Raw genomic sequence first — 16,842 nt, forward strand, 5'->3', positions numbered from 1 at the left:
CAGGGCCGTTGAACACCCAACAGGCGCTGCCACCTTTCAAGAGAAGAGTAGCCGGCATTAACGTTACAAGCCGTAAGAGAATTGCCTGTCCGCTTCGCGGAAGCTATTCATCAAAATAAATAGCGTGTCATTTCAGATTGTTGACCGCGTTCCCGTTCTTTCGAGAGTTTTCATGACCGTCAGTTCAAACGCCCCGCCAGAAGAAAAAGCCCCAAGAAACCCGTATGCAGATCGTGAAAGCCTCGAGTTCAATTTCCGCGCCAAGCGATTTCAAAACGTCCGTCCGCTTATCGAGGATGCCCTTGCCGAGAAGCGGCAGATCAGAATTCTCGACCTCGGAGGAACCGAAGAATACTGGAAGATCGGTGCGGATTTTCTGAACCATCACCGTCAGAAGTTGAAGATCACGCTCCTCAACCTTGAAGCGGAACAGGTGGAGGACACGGAAATGTTCCACGCGCTTTCAGGTGACGCTGCCGATCCGGACCTTTTTGCCGGAGAGCGGTTCGATTTCGTTCATTCGAACTCTGTCGTGGAGCACGTTGGAAGCTGGGAACGCATGATGCAGTTCGCCGAGAACACGAAGCGGCTCTCTCGGCGCTATTTCGTGCAGACCCCGAACTTCTGGTTTCCCTTCGAACCGCATTTTCGCATGCCCGGGTTTCAGTATCTTCCCAAGGCAGCCAGGATCGCACTCGTACAGCGCTTTCAACTGGGCTTTTTCCCGCGCACTCCCGATCCGGAAGAAGCCTGCGATCTGGTTGAGCACAACACGCTCATCTCCACGCGGCAGATGCGGCGATTGTTCGATGACGGTCACATCGTGCTTGAGAAATTCGCCTTCCTGAACAAGTCGATCATGGCCATGCGCACGCACTGAGCGCGGCATCAATATCTCCCGTCCCGGGTTCCCGCCACGTGGCAGGAAAACCAGGAACAGGGACGATGAGCAGGGCCGGAAGCGGCTGACGTTCCGACCCTCGAGGGCAGTTCAGCGTTTCATGGAAACGCCGCTCCGCTCCATCTGTCTTTGCGCATTCACGCGAGGGTCAGGGGGCTCTATCTCACCACAAGATGCTCAAAAGCCCCTACTCTTCCTTCTGGGCCTGAACGTCATGCTCGGGTGCCGCCGAGACCAGTTCGGATGCGGTCGACTGCACCAAAAGCAGATAGCGCTCATACTGGATCAGCACATCGTGAATGATCTGATCGCGTGTCATGCCCATGATGTCGTAGCCCCTGCTGCCGCTTGAAAACTGGGTGCGGGCCTCGTAACGCAAGCCGGACCGCGCCGCATCGAAGGCCGAGAACGCCGGCAGTTTCTGCGAAGCGGGGGCCACACCGTAAACGAAGTTGCGCATGTCTTCAGCCGGCGATGTGAGCGCGATTGCGCCGCTTTCCTCTTCCTCCACAAAGGCTTCACGCCCCCGCTCGGTCAGTTCCCTCGCCACCTGCTCCAGTGCGGGCTTCACATCCTTCTGGATGAAGGCGAGCGTTTCCTTCTCACTCGGCGCATGCAGCATCAGCCCCAGCCTGCGCTGCCATGTGAGCCCGGAGGCGGGATAGGCCGGGGCCACCTGCGGCACTGCGGCATGGGCTTCGCGCTGCGCCAGGTCAGCCCGCATGCCGACATAGAGCGCCCAGACCAGCGCAAGCATGACAAAGGTGAACGGCAACGCACTGGCAATGGTTGCCGACTGCAGCGCGCCGAGGCCACCGGCCAGAAGAAGGGATGCGGCAACCAGCCCCTCCAGCGCGCACCAGAAGACACGCTGAAGGGTCGTCGTTTCCGTCTCACCGCCCGCTGCGATCGTGTCGATGACGAGAGAACCGGAATCCGACGAAGTGATGAAGAAGATCGCCACCAGCGCGACTGCCAGTGTCGATGTGAGGCCGGTAAGCGGCAGATAGGTGAAGAACTGGAAAAGACCGACTGACACATCCCTGGCAACCTCGGCACCCAGCTCACCAGCGGCGATGCCGGTGTCTACGAAGATCGCCGTGTTGCCGAACACCGTCATCCAGAAAAAGGTGAAACCCGCCGGGATGAACAGCACTGCCGTTACGAACTCACGCACGGTGCGCCCGCGTGAAATGCGCGCGATGAACATGCCGACGAATGGTGACCAGGAGATCCACCATGCCCAGTAGAAAAGGGTCCAGCCGTCGATCCAGGGGGTCGGTTCATATGCGTAGATGTTGAAGGTGCGCAGAACGAGCGTGTCGAGGTAGAGGCCGATATTCTGGACGAAATCCCGAAAGAGGTTAGCCGTCGGCCCGACAATCAGAACGAAGATCATCAGCAGGACTGCGACAATCAGATTGGTCTCGGACAGAATGCGCACCCCCTTGTCGAGCCCCGTAACCACCGAGATGGTGGCAAAGGCGGTGATGACCGCGATCAGCGGCAATTGCACCCAAGGGGCGATGGGCAGGCCGATCAGATAATTGAGACCGGCATTGATCTGGGTAACGCCGAGCCCGAGCGACGTGGCGATACCGAACATGGTGCCGACGATGGCAAAGATATCGACCGCATGGCCGATGGGACCGTTGATCCTGTCCTTCAACAGCGGATAGAGGCCTGAACGGATCGTAAGCGGCAGATTGTAGCGATAGCCGAAATAAGCGAGCGACAGGCCAACCACGGCGTAGATAGCCCAGGCATGAATGCCCCAGTGGAAGAAGGTGACCGTCATGGCTTCACGCATCGCGGCGATGCTGCCGGGTTCCGCGGTGGGTGGCGCAAGAAAATGCGTCATCGGCTCCCCGACCGCATAAAACATCAGCCCGATGCCCATGCCTGCAGCAAAGAGCATGGCAACCCAGGAATGATATTTGAACTCGGGCTCGGAATCGTCCGGGCCCAGCTTCAGCCTGCCGAACTGCCCGAAAGAAAACAGAAGCACCGCCGCCAGAAAAATGCCGACAGCAAGGAGATAGAGCCAGCCGAAGCTCGCCAGGATGCTGCTCTGCAGTGCGGAGAACAGCTCCCCTGCTCGACCGGGAAAAACGATGCCGATCAAAAGAAACACGGCGATGATGGAGACCGCACCGAAAAAGACCGGCGGGTTGATGACAAAACGATTAAACATGGGGATTACTTTTTGCGCTCCCGTTTTCGAAATGGCGGATGGCGCTCTCAAGCAGTGGCTCGCACGGAGTATGGCCGTTCCCTGAATGGCTGGAACACGACCGCGGAGCGCCGGCGGCAGGCGCCCCGTTTCTGGGGTCCATGACCCGGATTGTCAATGACAGGCAGTTCCAGAAGCTGCGCATGCCCCTGCAGCCGGCAAGACAGAACGTTCGTTCAGAGAACCCCGCATGCCCGAATGAGCTTGAGGAGCCGCGGCAGCGAGGGTTGTGTGTTCATCGCGCACCATGTTTCGCGCGCTTCACCGCCATAACTTTCCTTGTGTCTGGCGAGAGACTGGGTCGGATAGACAAGCTTCTGGGCAATCGGATTGGTGTAGATGAACCGGAAAGCGCGACGGGTCAGCCAGTCCTTCTGGAACTCCTGATCCTCGATCTTGTGGAAGGGCATGAGACCGAGATAAAGCTTCGGCACCCCTTCGGCCTGAAAGGTTTCCACGGCGCGGCGCACCAGAAAGTACGCCGCCAGCGGATCCGTATCGGGCAGCCAGCGCCGCGTGGCCGAAAGGTAGCCGACCAGCCTGTCATCCTCATAGAGCGGATCGAAGAAAGCGAAAGCGACCGGCTGATCGTTCTGGTCGAGAATGAAAAACTTGCGGACATCCGCCTCGTCGCGCAACTGAATCGGGCGCACAAGGAAGGAAAGCTCACGCCGTTTCGTGGTGCGGGTTCGCCGCCAGCCAAGTGAAATCGCCTCCACGCGTTTCGGGTCGAGCCCGGCAACGGGAACCTCCTCGACACGGCATCCCATGCGTGTGAACCGGTTGGTTGCCGTGCGGAAACTGCGCCGCGACGGGCCTGCGAATTCATATGTCTGAAGGTCGATCAGGCTTTCGATACCCAGCGCGTTCACGAAGAACCCGCTCGACGACAGGAGTTCTGCCATGGGGCGCGAGACCTGCCAGAAGGTGACATCCTGTCTGGCCACAACAAAGGCGGCCAGCAGCTCAGGCCAGAGAGCGCGCGGCGCCAGGGGATCGGCCAGCGCATAGGCCGTGCGGCCCACCATGCGATAAGCGATGACGCCGTGCTCATTGCCGAAGTAGCGCAGCCCGGGCTGATGCGCGACCGAATAGGCCAGCACGAAATTACCGTGCCGGCGAAGTAGCGCATGGCGCTGGTCAGCGGAGAGGAGAGCGTTGTCGCTCAGGCGATCAAAACTGGACAAGCGAGATATCTGGTTCACGGCGAAGAATCATGTTCCGCGCCCCCACGGATGGAGGGATGCCACGCATTGCCCGACGTGACAAGCCGATTGACAATAAAGAAACCAATCGGTTATTTTATTGTCAATTGGAGATTCGTCATGCCCGCATCCCCCGCAACCATTGCACCCGTTCAGCCCGAAGCCGCACCGGAAAGGGCGGATGAGCGTATCCTCTTCGCACTAAAGACGAAGGGGGCGATGACGGCCCAGCGGCTCGCGCACTTCCTGAAGATATCGTCCGTTGCCGTGCGCAAGCAGCTTTCACGGCTGGAGGAAAGCCATCTGGTGCAGTTTCAGGAGGAAGCGCGTGGGCCCGGACGTCCGGAGCGTGTGTGGCGCCTGACAGAAAAAGGCCATGGCCGTTTCCCCGACAGTCATTCGGACCTGACACTGGACCTGATCAGCTCGATCCGCCGCATTTTTGGTGAAGAAGGCCTCGACAGGCTGATCGGGCAGCGCGAACAGACAATGAAGACGTCTTACGAAAACGCGGTGAACGCGCATTCCGATCTTGAGGAGCGTGTCGCCGCGCTAGCCCGTATCCGCGCCCGCGAGGGCTACATGGCCGAAGTCGAACCGCTCGACGACGGCGCCTTTCTTCTGATCGAAAACCACTGCCCGATCTGCGCAGCCGCAACAGCCTGCCAGGGCTTTTGCCGTTCCGAACTCAGCGTTTTCAAGGCCGTGCTCGGACCGCAGACACGGGTCGAGCGCACGGACCATATCCTGGCGGGCGCACGTCGCTGCGCCTACCGCATAGAAGCACGTTCAGGCGACTGAACCCGATTTACCGAGGCACATCATGACCAATGCACACACCGAGGCACCGCTCGGCAATGCCGGCTGGGCGGCGATCCTGAAAACCGGCCAGCTCGGCCAGTTCGCGCTCCTTTGTCTCGGCATCTGGCTCCACGCCGCCGACACGCTGCTCGTCGCAACGGCAATGCCGGCGGCGGTTGCAGAGATCGGCGGCGACCGGCTGGTGAGCTGGACGCTATCGCTCTACCTGCTGGGCTCGATCATTTCCGCTGCCGCAGCCGCCCTTGCGGCAACGGCGATCGGCCTCCGCCGCGCCTTTGTGATCGCGGCCCTCATTTACACGGTGGGCTGTGCCATCAGCGCGCTCGCACCCAACATGCCGGTCATGCTGCTTGGCCGTTTTGGCCAGGGCGTCGGCGGCGGCCTTCTGGTCGCGCTCACATATGTTGCGATCCAGCGTCTTTTCCCGGAAGAGATGTGGCCGCGCCTGATCGCCCTGATGTCGGCCATCTGGGGGGCGTCGGCCTTCTGCGGCCCCATGATCGGCGGTTTCTTCGCCGATCTCGGCCTGTGGCGCTGGGGATTCTGGACCTTTGCGATCCAGGCGCTGCTGCTCGCGGTTCTGGTGCCAATGTTCCTGCGTCCGACGAGGGGCGCATCGGAAGCGGTTCAGCGCTTTCCCCTGGCGCGGCTTGTGCTTCTCTCGCTTGCCGTTCTGGCTGTGGCGACAGCGGGCATTTACGTGACACCCGGCATCTCGCTGCCTCTGGTGGCAGCGGGTGCGGCACTGTTCTTCCTCTTCCTGAAACGCGATGGCAGCCGTGCGACCGACAAAATGTTCCCCACGCGCGCATTCGATATTCGCACGCTTGTGGGTGCCGGCTTCATCGCCAATCTGACGCTTGGCACGGCGGCCATGTCCTTCACCGTCTATGGCCCGTTTCTCCTCCAGCGCATTCACGGCATGTCGGCTCTCGGTGCAGGCTATGTGATGGCGGCAGAAGCCGTTGCCTGGAGCTCGACGGCGATCCTTTTCGCCGGCGCGAGCGAGGCAGGAGAACGGCTCGTAATGAAAATCGGCGCCCTGCTTATCCTGCTGGCTGTTGCGCTGCTCGGTCCCGCCATAGCGGAAGGACCGGTCTGGGCAATCGTACTGCTTTCGCTCGCACAGGGCGCGGGTTTCGGCATGCTCTGGGGATTTCTTATCCGCCGTGTGGTTGCAGCCGCACCCGAGCACGAGCGTGACAGCGCATCTGCGGCGATGCCGACAACGCAGCAGATCGCCTTCGCACTTGGTGCCGCCCTCGCAGGCATCGTCGCCAACATGGCCGGCTTCGCCGAAGGCGGCACGGTGGAAGCCATGCAGGCCGTGGCGCTCTGGGTGTTTGTCAGCTTCGCGCCACTGGCCGCCTTTGGCGCAGCCGCCGCCTGGCGCATTGCAAACCGGAGGGCTGAGAAGGGTTAGCGATCTCTCTTTGGACGCCCCGTGTGCGTGGTGGAGGTCACGGACACGGGGTCGCTGGCTGGAAACGTATCCTCGAGGCCTTCGTCAAGTTCCTCTTCAAGCTCCTCGGCATTCAGCTTCCTCTTCTGAGGCTTTTTCGCAAACTCTCCCGGCGCCCCGGTGCGGGTCGTGCGCGTGACGGAAACCGGGTCGCTTGCCGGGAAACTGTCTTCTAAACCCTCCTCCAGTGCTTCCTCTTTGGCGGCACGCTCATTCTCGGTCTCGGGTTTCGGCTTCTTGGGATCAGGCTGCATCGAGATCATCCTTTTTCGGATCAATGCCGAAACAGCCGCTTCGGTTCCGCTCGTCTGCGATTATCGATCGCGCGCGGCTGCCTCCAGAAGCATGAAAACATAGTCGGAAAAAGAGCGCCAGCATTCCACCCGGAAAGCGTCCCCCTCCGTACGCCACAGGATGATTTCAGCCTTGCCAAAGACCGTGCGGGAGCACGCGCCGACGGGAAAGGCATCAGGCGACAGGTCCTGTGGGCAACCGGCATTGAGCACCGCTTCGGCGCGCGAACTCGATACGAGAACAGCCGTGTTGCGATGCGAGACGTCCACGGCGGAATGAAATGCCTTGGTCGCGGCACTTGCCCCGAGCAGATCAGCCTCGTTCTCGTCGATCACCAGCCATTCGTCCGGGCCGAGCCAGAGAGCGGCACGACCGTCTTTCACGGTGGACGTCTTCGGGCGCTGCGGCAGATCGAGACCCAGGGCCTTCGAAAGGGACTTCACCGCAGCCTTCGGCGCACGCAGCGAAAGCCGCGTGGCCGGCTCCGCACGCACCAGCGTGATGCCTTCATCGTTGAGAAAGCGGCCTTCATGCGCGCTTGCGCGGGCGATTGCGTCAGCCATTGGTGCGCTCTCCCTTCTCGTCAAAGAAAACCGTCGAGGTGACTTCTACCGCGATCGCGCCATCGGGCATCGGCACATAGAGGGTTTCGCCCATGCGCTCGTGACCGCCCTCAACCAGCGCCAGCGCGATGGAATGGCCGCAATTTTCCGACCAGTAGGAGGAAGTAACGTGGCCCAGCATGGGCACGGGAACCGGGGCGTCCGGGTCTGCGACGACCTGCGCGCCCTCTTCGAGAACCGTTTTCGGATCGCGCGTCCTGAGGCCCACGAGCTGTTTGCGGCCGGGAGCCACGAGGTCCGGGCGCATCAGCCCGCGCATGCCGACAAAATCCGTCTTCTTTTTGCCGATGGCCCAGGAAAGCCCCGCATCATGCGGCGTGACGGTGCCATCCGTCTCCTGCCCGACAATGATGAAGCCCTTTTCGGCTCTGAGCACATGCATGGTCTCCGTGCCATAAGCGCAGGCGCCGTGCTTTTCACCTTCCGCCCAGACGGCCTCCCACACGGCGCGGCCATAGTCGGCCGGCACATTGATCTCGAAACCGCGCTCGCCGGTGAACGACATGCGGAAAAGCCTGGTGGGAACGCCGCAGATCAGCCCCTCCCGCACCGACATGTGCGGCATCGCCTCGTCGGCAAGGTCGATCCCCTCCACCAGCGGGGCGATGATGTCGCGGCTTTTCGGCCCCTGAACGGCGATAACCGCCCATTGCTCGGACGTGGAGGTCAAATAGACCTTCAGATCGGGGAATTCGGTCTGGAGATAGTCTTCCATGTGGTTGAGCACGCGCGGTGCGCCGCCGGTCGTGGTGGTCACGTGGAAGCGGTCTTCGGCAAGCCGCCCCACCACGCCGTCATCATAGATGAACCCGTCCTCGCGCAGCATGACGCCATAGCGACAGCGCCCGACACCGAGCTTCTGCCACGGGTTCGTGTACATCAGCTCCATGAAACGCGCGGCATCCGGCCCGACGACCTCGATCTTGCCGAGCGTGGTGGCGTCGAAAATGCCCGCATTCCGGCGCACCGTGCGGCACTCACGGGCGACCGCCGCATGCATGTCTTCGCCGGCCTGCGGGAAGAACCAGGCACGTTTCCACTGGCCCACATCCTCGAACACGGCCCCGTGCGCCTCGGCCCAGTCGTGCATGGGCGTGCGCCGCACCGGCTCGAACAAACGGCCCTTGCCGTGCCCCACAAGCGCGCCGAAGGTGACGGGCGTATAGGGCGCGCGGAACGTGGTGAGCCCCACTTCGGGGATGGGCCTGCCCAGCATCTCGGCGGCGATGGCGAGACCGTGCATGTTGGACGTCTTGCCCTGATCGGTCGCCATGCCGGTGGTGGTGAAGCGCTTGACGTGCTCGATGGAACGCATGCCCTCGCGCACCGCCTGGCGGATGTCCTTCGCGGTCACGTCGTTCTGGAAATCGACAAAGGCCTTGGCCGTGCTTTCGGCTCCAGCCCCCTCGCCCGCACCCAGCATGCCGCCGGACCAGCGCTCAGTACTGTCGGCGGAAAATTTTGGCAGCTTGCGGGCCGCGCCTCCGGCAGCCTCATGCCCGGCCTTCAGGGCCTCGGCCACCGTCTCGCCCAGATCGACCGTGCCGGCGCACGCGCCAACCGAGACCAGCTCCTGCACCGCCTGGCCGGGAAGGAAGCGCTGCGTTTCTGCATCGAAGACCAGCTTGCCGCGTGACTGCGAAAAGAGATGAACGGCTGGCGTCCAGCCGGACGAGGTCAGAAGCGCGTCGCAGGCGATCGTGCGCTCCGCACCGCCTGAAACCGGTCGTACCTTTATGGATGAAACCCTGAGCCGCCCGCCCGTGCCGGTGACGGCATGCCCCGTCAGGCACTCAATGCCGAGCCGCCGCGCCTCTTCCACATGCGGCCCTTGCGGATCGGGCCGGCAATCGACGATGGCGGCAATGCCCACGCCCGCGCGTTTCAGATCGATAGCCGCCTGCCAGGCGCTGTCTTCTGCCGTGTAGACCGCCACACTGCGCCCCACCGCAACGCCGAAATGGTTCAGATAGGTGCGGGCGGCGGACGCCAGCATGATGCCCGGTCGGTCATTGTCGGGAAACACCATGTGCCGCTCGATGGCCCCGGTGGCGAGCACGACGCGCTTTGCCCGCACCTGCCAGAGCCGCTCCCGCGGCTGATCCGTGGCGGGGCTGACGAGGTGATCGGTCAGCCGCTCGACGAGCCCCACCATGTTCTGCGCGTAATAGCCGAAACCCGTTGTGCGGGTGAGAAGCCGGACATTGTCGCGCGCGGCGAGATCCGCCGTCACGGCCTGCGCCCAGTTCCAGCCGGGCATGCCCTCGATCATCGCGCCGGTCTCATAGCGCAGCGCGCCGCCCGTTTCCGCCTGTTCGTCGGCCAGAATGACGCGTGCGCCTGCATCGGCGGCAGCGAGTGCTGCGGAAAGCCCGGCCGCACCGCCGCCAATGACCAGCACGTCGCAATGGGCGAAACGGTTTGCGTAACAGTCCGGATCGGGCCGGTCGGGTGCCTCGCCGAGACCGGCGGCGCGCCGGATGAAAGGTTCGTAGAGCTTTTCCCAGGCGACCTTCGGCCACATGAAGGTCTTGTAGTAGAACCCGGCGGAGAAAAAGGGCGAAGCCAGATCGTTGAGCGCGCCGACATCGAAGGAGAGCGAGGGCCAGCGGTTTTGCGACACCGCGTTCAGCCCCTCGTAAATTTCCTGAACGGTGGCCCGCACATTGGGCGCCTTGCGGGCAGCATCCCGGTGAACGCCGACCAACGCATTGGGCTCTTCCGCACCGGCGGAGACCATGCCGCGCGGGCGGTGATATTTGAAGGAGCGACCGACAAGATGCACACCATTGGCAAGCAGGGCCGATGCGAGCGTGTCGCCATGCAGCCCCTCGAAGGACTTGCCGTCGAAGGTGAAACGAACGGGATCGGCCTTGCCAAGCCGGCCGGCGGTGGCGATGCGGAAGGGCTGGGTCATCTTGCACCCCCTGACTGAAGTGACCGCGCCGGGATACCCCCCTCTGCCCTGCCGGGCATCTCCCCCTCAGGGGGGGAGATCAGTCGCTGCGTCTGTCGGTGCCTTCGCTGAAAGGCTAGTTGCTGTTCCTGATGAAAAGACAATCTCCCCCCTTGAGGGGGAGATGCCCGGCAGGGCAGAGGGGGGTAAGCAACGGTCAACATCATACCCCCTTCCCGAGATCGGGTTTCGGCTCGCCGGCCTTATAAGTCGTCAGGAACCGGTCTGACACCGTGTCGCGCGCGGCATTGAAGAACCGGGCGCAGCCATGGATGTGCCGCCAGCGTTCATAGACGATGCCCTTGGGGTTTGAGCGAATGAAGAAGAAGCGCTCGAACTCTTCATCCGACAGTTCGGCCATGTTTTCAGGCCGTGCGATATGCGCCTCGCCGGCATGGCGGAATTCCAGTTCCGGCCGGTCTTCCCCGCAATAGGGGCAGTGAATGAGAAGCATGAGCTCAGATCCGCCTTTTGGTGGCAGCCGTGCGGGGATCGCCGGTATTGGGCGTGCCCGCGGGTTCGATCAACAGAAGATGCGCTTCCTCCTCAGCCACAGGGCAATGTTCAACGCCTTTAGGGACGACGAACAGCTCCCCGGGCCCAAGCTCCACATCGCCTTCGCGCATGCGGATGGTGATCCGTCCCTTGAGCACCAGAAAAAAGTCATCCGTTTCCTCGTGCGAATGCCAGACGAATTCGCCTTTGACCTTCACCACAAGGAGATCGTTGCCGTTGTAGGAGCCGACAATTCTTGGCGACCAGTGTTCGCTAAAAAGCGACAGCTTCTCCGAGAGGTTGATGGCTTTCATGCAAAATCTCCTGCGGTTTTGCTTTAGTGGGCGACTGCTGCTGCCGCGGCCTCGTCGATGAGCCGCCCGGACCGGAACCGCTCCAGCGTGAAGGGTGCGTTTATGGGATGCGGCTCGTCGCGCGCGACGGTGTGAGCAAACACGTGCGCCGAGCCCGGCGTCGCCTTGAAGCCCCCCGTGCCCCAGCCGCAATTCACATAGAGCCCCTTCACCGGGGTTTTGGCCAGAATGGGTGAACGGTCGGGCGTGACATCCACAATGCCGCCCCACGACCGCAGCATCTTCATGCGGGTGAAGATCGGGAACATCTCGCAGATGGCATCGAGCGTGTGCTGGATGATGTGCAGCCCGCCGGTCTGCGAATAGGAGGTGTATTGATCGGTGCCTGCCCCGATGACCAGTTCGCCCTTGTCGGACTGGGAGATATAGGCGTGAACCGTGTTGGACATGACCACACAGGGGAAGACCGGCTTGACCGGTTCCGACACGAGTGCCTGAAGCGGGTAGGATTCCAGCGGCACCTGAACGCCCGCCATCTGCATCAGCACCGAGGAATGACCGGCGGCTACGACGCCCACCTTCTTCGCGCCGATGGTTCCGCGCGTGGTCTCCACACCGGTAACGGCCCCGTCAGGCCCGCGATTGATACCGGTGACCTCGCAGTTCTGGATGATATCGATGCCGCGCGCGGCGGCTGCCCGCGCATAGCCCCAGGCAACGGCATCGTGGCGGGCCGTGCCGCCGCGCCGCTGCAGCGCTGCGCCCATAACCGGATAACGCGCCTCGGTCGAAATGTTGAGCGGCGGGCAATAGGCCTTCGCCTCTTCGGGCGTTAGCCATTCATTGTCTACGCCGTTCAGCCGGTTGGCATGGATATGGCGCTTGAACACCTGCACATCGTGCACATTGTGCGCCAGCATCATCACGCCGCGCGGCGAATACATGACGTTGTAGTTCAAATCCTGCGAAAGCCCGTCCCAGAGCTTCATGGAATGATCGTAGATGCCCGCGCTCTCGTCATAGAGATAGTTGGAGCGGATGATGGTGGTGTTGCGGCCGGTGTTGCCGCCGCCGAGCCAGCCCTTTTCCAGCACGGCGACATTGGTGATGCCGTGCTCTTTTGCAAGATAATAGGCCGTTCCAAGCCCATGACCGCCGGCACCGACGATGATGACGTCGTAATTCTTCTTCGGTTCGGGAGAGGACCACTGTTCCGGCCAGCCCCTGTGGCCACGCATGGCCTCGCGGGCGATGGCGAAGACGGAATATTTGCGCATGGGCCTCTCCGCAATGCAGGCAGCGCGCCGCAGCCGGGCGCCTTCAGACACAGCCTAGCAGTAGCGAAATCCCGCGCAATGGTTTGCGCTGATTGCGACGGCAATTGCCGTTTTGCGCCAAGCCCCGTTGTCATTCCTTTCGTCTGGCCTCCCCTCTGGCCTCTCGTCTGGTTTCGGGTGGCTGACACGCCCCATTGCTGAGAGTTTCGCATCACCCCGGCAATGCCGGCAGCGTGAAACGGAAGGACACCAGATGACATCGCTAAAAGAGAAAGTCGCCATCGTAACCGGCGCAAGTGCCGGTATCGGTCGGGCGGCAGCCAGGCTGTTCGCCCAGCACGGCGCCAGGGTCGTCATTACAGCACGGCGGCAGGCAGAACTGGACACACTTGTCGGCGAGATCGAAGCGAATGGAGGCGAAGCCATCGCGCTTGCCGGCGATGTGCGCGAGGATGCTCACAATCAGAAACTTGTCGCAGCCGCAGAAAGCCGCTTTGGAGGTCTCGACATCGCCTTCAACAATGCCGGCGCTGTCGGCCCGCTGGTGCAGATCGACGCACTTGAACGCTCGGACTGGAACGATGTGATCGAAACCAATCTGAGCTCCGCCTTTTCGGCTGCCCGATACCAGGTACCAGCCATGAGGCGGCGCGGCGGCGGTTCGCTGATCTTTACGTCGAGCTTCGTTGGTCATGAGACCGCAGGCATGCCCGGCATGGCGGCCTATGCGGCGAGCAAGGCCGGGCTCGTCGGCCTCGTTAAATCGCTGGCATCGGATCTCGGGCACGAAGCCATTCGCGTGAATGCCCTTCTTCCCGGCGGGACCGACACCAGAATGGCCACGTTCGAGAACGATGAACAGCGCGCCTTCGTCGAAGGCATGCATGCGTTGAAACGCATCGCACGTCCCGAAGAGATCGCCCAGACGGCACTCTTCCTCGCTTCGGACGCCTCGAGCTTCACGACCGGCACAGCCATGCTGGCCGATGGCGGCGTTGCCATCAGCAAGGTCTGACAGGGCGCGCTATCGATGCTGGCGAAAACGCTTCGCCAGCATCCAGCCATGGGCAAGGAAAAGAAGCGAAATATAGAGCTCGCGCACCTCGGACAGCTCGTAGCCATCCACCATGTCGACGCCGCGAATGATGAACACCAGCTTGGAGATCACATAGACGGCGGCAAGGGCGATGGCGGCGAGGCGCAGCTCGGAGGATTTGAGCTGGCGAACGATGTCGAGACAGATCAAAAGCCCGAGGAAGAACCAGACCTGATAGGGCACGATGTTCCAGGATTCGAACATCAGCGACGCCACGGGCAGCCCGAAAAGCGCAAAGATTCGCGGCGGCAGATAAGGCTCCACCTGAGCGAAGAGACCGCCCGCACCACGCGGCCAGCACCAGGGCAGGACCACAAAGCAGAAAATCGCGCTCGTGTAGTAGATGGCCTCGAACTGGTAGGTGTAGAAATTGTGGATGTTGGTTTCGTTCTGGATGTTCTTGCTGAAGAGCTCGGGCGTGGCCCAGCCAAGCCAATGCTGCCCCCAGGACATCTCCTCCATCAGAATGAGAAACACCACGCCGGCCATGCCAGCCAGCACCAGCCACGGCGGAAAGACGCCGAGCAGACGCGCGCCGCGCATGCCGCGCGCGCGCCAGGCGGCGATAAGGAAACTGACGACCGCTGCAATGAGAAGAACCTCGGTGGCCATACCCAGCGGCTGCATCTCGCGGACAAAATCGTTCAACGCCGTGGGAACAAAATGAACGGCCGCTGCAACCGCCAGAAGAAATGCGCCGGCAGCACCAATGGCCCAGAACGCCTGCGCGCGGTCCCCTCTTGCCAGGGCCAAAGCACCCATGGCCGGCTTCAAGGCAAAAAAGAGGAGGAGCGCTGCCAGAAAGGAGAAGCCGATCCGGGCGCGGCCAAAGAGCGTGAAGTCAGGGTCGCCCTTGCGCAACAGGCCATATCCATGGACGAGTTCGCCATAGACGGCCGAACCAACGACCAATATGAAAGCGCCCATGCCGAAACCAAATCTCAACAGACTTGCCTCCAGACCAGTACCGGCCCGCCCATCCCCTTCCGACATGTCGGTATACTCCAATATAAAAAACACGCCTGTGTAGTGTTCTTTTCTTTTCTCTACGTTAACGTGAACTCCCGAAGGAAGCGGGCGAAGGAAAAATTCACAAGAAATAGCTCGACAGAAATCGAGGCTTCTGCTATGAGCCAGCGCTATTCGCGGCAAAATATGGCTGCGGAAGCCTCCGCCCATGGGCGGAGGAAAACCAGAATTCACATTTGAAAATTAGAAGACCAACGTTCTGACAGGAAACCCACGTGCAGGTACTCGTCCGCGACAACAATGTTGATCAGGCGCTTCGCGCGCTGAAGAAGAAAATGCAGCGCGAAGGCATCTTCCGCGAGATGAAGATGCGTGGGCACTATGAGAAGCCGTCAGAAAAGCGCGCGCGCGAAAAGGCTGAAGCCGTGCGCCGCGCACGCAAGCTGGCGCGTAAGCGCGCTCAGCGCGAAGGTCTCGTCGGCGGTCGTCCGGGCGCACGCTGATAGCGCCCATCTTTCGACGATTTCTGTCTATAACGAACGCGGTACGATCTTTTGGTCGTGCCGCGTTTTCGCATATCCGATGACTCTTTGCATGGGTACGGCAATGGCTTGGTTTGGTACTCGGGTTATGGCATTAAATGGCATGACTTTTTTCGATACGCCCTCCCCCCGCTTTTCGCGCAATGCGCTTGCCGGTCTCGCCCTCGCTGCACTTGTGCCGCTGACAGCCTGCCAGACCTCCACAAACCCGGCAACGGATCTGAGCCGCATCGACACCGCTCAGGGCTCTGCGGAAAACATCAATTCGTTGAGCGCGGTCATCCAGCGCACCCCCAATGAGCCGGAAGCCTACAATATGCGCGGTGCAGCTTACGGTCGTGCGGGGCGCTATCAGGATGCTCTGAAGGATTTCGACAAGGCGATCTCGCTCAACCCGCGCTCGCCCAACACCTATGCCAACCGTGCACTGATCCATCGCTACACGGGCAACAACCAGCAGGCGCTTGCGGACTACAATCAGGCGATCTCGCTCGATCCAAACTACGACACGGCCTATATCGGGCGTGCAGAGATCTATCGCCTGTCGGGACGCTCCACGGATGCACTTGCCGATCTGGAACGCGCCATCCAGCTCGATACCACGGATCCGCGCGCCTATTACCGTCGCGGTCTTCTTTATCAGGCAAGTGGCCAGCACCAGTTCGCGATCGAGGATTTCGCGAAGGCGATCTCGCTCTCACCCGACGCGCCCTATGGCTACAACGGCCGGGGCCTCTCCTATCTGGCGCAGGGGGATGACGAGAACGCATTCTCCGACTTCAACACAGCCATTCGGCTTGACGACGATCTGGCAGAAAGCTGGGCGAACCAGGCGCTCGTATACGAGAAGCGCGGCGACAAGGCGAAGGCCGCCAAATCCTATGCCCGAGCGCTACAGCTCGACCCGGAATACATGCCGGCACGCGACGGCCTGGCCCGGACACGCATCTGATTTCCAAATATAGTCAATGCCTTAGCCCCGGAGTTTTGCTTCGGGGCTTTTGGTTGTCTTCACGAAAAATCACGCAAATTAATCTGGAACCTTCTTTGCAGTGGCGTGTTTTGAGCCCGGACCACAAAAGGAGTTCCAGTGATGAAAAAAGCAATCATTCTCGCTTCCGTCCTGACGGCCGCAGCCGCCGCGCCTGCCCTTTCCCAAGAGCGTGTGGAAGTCGGTGTCCTCGACTGTGTCATCGAAGGCGGTGCCGGCGTGGTGATCGCCTCCTCCCAGGAACTGGCATGCACATTCGAGCCGGCCGATGACAGCCGTCCGCCTGAAACCTATGTGGGTGTCGTGAACAAGTTCGGCCTCGATGTCGGCGTCAAGGATGCCACGCAGATGCAGTGGCTGGTTCTGGCTCCCACGGCCGATGCCTACGCGCCGGGCGCGCTTGAGGGCGACTATGCGGGCGTGAGCGCAGAAGTGGCAGCGGGCCTTGGCGCAGGCGCGAACATTCTCGTCACCCAGGACAGCGAAAGCCTGATGCTTCAGCCCATCAGTGTTGAAGGCAAGACCGGCATCAATGTCGCGCTGGGTGTGAGCGAGTTTCAGTTGCGCTCGACTGCCGCTGCCGAGTGATCGTTCCCCTGCCCCACCCGACAGCAAAAAAGCCCGGCTGCGCGCCGGGCTTTATTTTTCGGTGTTGTCTTCTT

General features: G+C 61.5%; 16 protein-coding genes. 7 read left to right on the forward strand and 9 right to left on the reverse strand.

Going from position 1 to position 16,842, the window contains the following annotated elements:
* Positions 1-172: 172 nt before the first annotated feature.
* Positions 173-880, forward strand: a complete 708-nt coding sequence (locus KUG85_RS17300) for a methyltransferase domain-containing protein (RefSeq protein ID WP_223006202.1) — start codon at positions 173-175, stop codon at positions 878-880.
* Positions 881-1,088: 208 nt separating this feature from the next.
* Here the strand turns inward: KUG85_RS17300 and KUG85_RS17305 are convergent, their stop codons facing one another.
* Both KUG85_RS17305 and KUG85_RS17310 read right to left on the reverse strand, forming a co-directional pair.
* Complete coding sequence (locus KUG85_RS17305; protein ID WP_223006203.1) at positions 1,089-3,095, reverse strand: BCCT family transporter; 2,007 nt, start codon at positions 3,093-3,095, stop codon at positions 1,089-1,091.
* A 215-nt stretch (positions 3,096-3,310) separates the two neighbouring features.
* Positions 3,311-4,321 carry a DUF2156 domain-containing protein gene (locus KUG85_RS17310; protein ID WP_223006204.1) on the reverse strand — a complete coding sequence of 337 codons (1,011 nt, stop codon included), beginning with the start codon at positions 4,319-4,321 and terminating at the stop codon, positions 3,311-3,313.
* Between the two features lie 138 nt (positions 4,322-4,459).
* Between KUG85_RS17310 and KUG85_RS17315 the strand changes: the two genes are divergently transcribed.
* Together KUG85_RS17315 and KUG85_RS17320 are read left to right on the forward strand one after the other, a co-directional pair.
* The gene (locus tag KUG85_RS17315) at positions 4,460-5,140 is read left to right on the forward strand and encodes a helix-turn-helix transcriptional regulator (protein ID WP_223006205.1); all 681 of its coding nucleotides are present in this window, start codon (positions 4,460-4,462) and stop codon (positions 5,138-5,140) included.
* A 22-nt stretch (positions 5,141-5,162) separates the two neighbouring features.
* Positions 5,163-6,584, forward strand: coding sequence for an MFS transporter (locus tag KUG85_RS17320; RefSeq protein WP_223006206.1), 1,422 nt, complete (start codon positions 5,163-5,165; stop codon positions 6,582-6,584).
* Here KUG85_RS17320 and KUG85_RS17325 read toward each other — a convergent pair.
* The 6 genes from KUG85_RS17325 to KUG85_RS17350 form a co-directional block, all read right to left on the reverse strand.
* Positions 6,581-6,877, reverse strand: a complete 297-nt coding sequence (locus KUG85_RS17325) for a hypothetical protein (RefSeq protein ID WP_223006207.1) — start codon at positions 6,875-6,877, stop codon at positions 6,581-6,583. The genes KUG85_RS17320 and KUG85_RS17325 overlap by 4 nt on opposite strands.
* 60 nt (positions 6,878-6,937) lie before the next feature.
* On the reverse strand, positions 6,938-7,480 hold the full coding sequence (locus tag KUG85_RS17330) for a sarcosine oxidase subunit gamma (protein WP_223006208.1): 543 nt from the start codon (positions 7,478-7,480) through the stop codon (positions 6,938-6,940).
* Positions 7,473-10,457, reverse strand: a complete 2,985-nt coding sequence (locus KUG85_RS17335) for a sarcosine oxidase subunit alpha (protein WP_223006209.1) — start codon at positions 10,455-10,457, stop codon at positions 7,473-7,475. Before KUG85_RS17335 ends, KUG85_RS17330 begins: the two co-directional genes overlap by 8 nt.
* A gap of 202 nt (positions 10,458-10,659) precedes the next feature.
* The gene (locus KUG85_RS17340) at positions 10,660-10,950 is read right to left on the reverse strand and encodes a sarcosine oxidase subunit delta (protein WP_223006210.1); all 291 of its coding nucleotides are present in this window, start codon (positions 10,948-10,950) and stop codon (positions 10,660-10,662) included.
* A 4-nt stretch (positions 10,951-10,954) separates the two neighbouring features.
* Positions 10,955-11,305, reverse strand: coding sequence for a cupin domain-containing protein (locus KUG85_RS17345; protein ID WP_223006211.1), 351 nt, complete (start codon positions 11,303-11,305; stop codon positions 10,955-10,957).
* A gap of 23 nt (positions 11,306-11,328) precedes the next feature.
* Entirely contained in the window at positions 11,329-12,582 is a 1,254-nt protein-coding gene (locus KUG85_RS17350) for a sarcosine oxidase subunit beta (RefSeq protein ID WP_223006212.1), read from the reverse strand.
* 253 nt (positions 12,583-12,835) lie between these two features.
* Between KUG85_RS17350 and KUG85_RS17355 the strand changes: the two genes are divergently transcribed.
* Positions 12,836-13,597 (forward strand): SDR family oxidoreductase, encoded by a 762-nt coding sequence (locus KUG85_RS17355; RefSeq protein ID WP_223006213.1) that lies wholly within the window; start codon positions 12,836-12,838, stop codon positions 13,595-13,597.
* 9 nt (positions 13,598-13,606) lie between these two features.
* Here the strand turns inward: KUG85_RS17355 and KUG85_RS17360 are convergent, their stop codons facing one another.
* Positions 13,607-14,671 (reverse strand): hypothetical protein, encoded by a 1,065-nt coding sequence (locus tag KUG85_RS17360; protein WP_223006214.1) that lies wholly within the window; start codon positions 14,669-14,671, stop codon positions 13,607-13,609.
* 251 nt (positions 14,672-14,922) lie between these two features.
* Here KUG85_RS17360 and rpsU point away from each other — a divergent pair, with 251 nt between their 5' ends.
* The 3 genes from rpsU to KUG85_RS17375 all read left to right on the forward strand — a co-directional run bounded on the left by rpsU (position 14,923) and on the right by KUG85_RS17375 (position 16,768).
* Complete coding sequence (gene rpsU, locus KUG85_RS17365; protein WP_007008828.1) at positions 14,923-15,150, forward strand: 30S ribosomal protein S21; 228 nt, start codon at positions 14,923-14,925, stop codon at positions 15,148-15,150.
* A gap of 127 nt (positions 15,151-15,277) precedes the next feature.
* Positions 15,278-16,141, forward strand: coding sequence for a tetratricopeptide repeat protein (locus KUG85_RS17370; RefSeq protein WP_223006215.1), 864 nt, complete (start codon positions 15,278-15,280; stop codon positions 16,139-16,141).
* 141 nt (positions 16,142-16,282) lie between these two features.
* Positions 16,283-16,768: a DUF992 domain-containing protein gene (locus KUG85_RS17375; RefSeq protein ID WP_223006216.1), complete on the forward strand. Its 486-nt coding sequence runs from the start codon at positions 16,283-16,285 to the stop codon at positions 16,766-16,768.
* The last annotated feature ends 74 nt before the right edge of the window (positions 16,769-16,842 follow it).

The organism is Nitratireductor rhodophyticola (genome assembly GCF_019891355.1).
GTDB lineage: Bacteria > Pseudomonadota > Alphaproteobacteria > Rhizobiales > Rhizobiaceae > Nitratireductor > Nitratireductor rhodophyticola.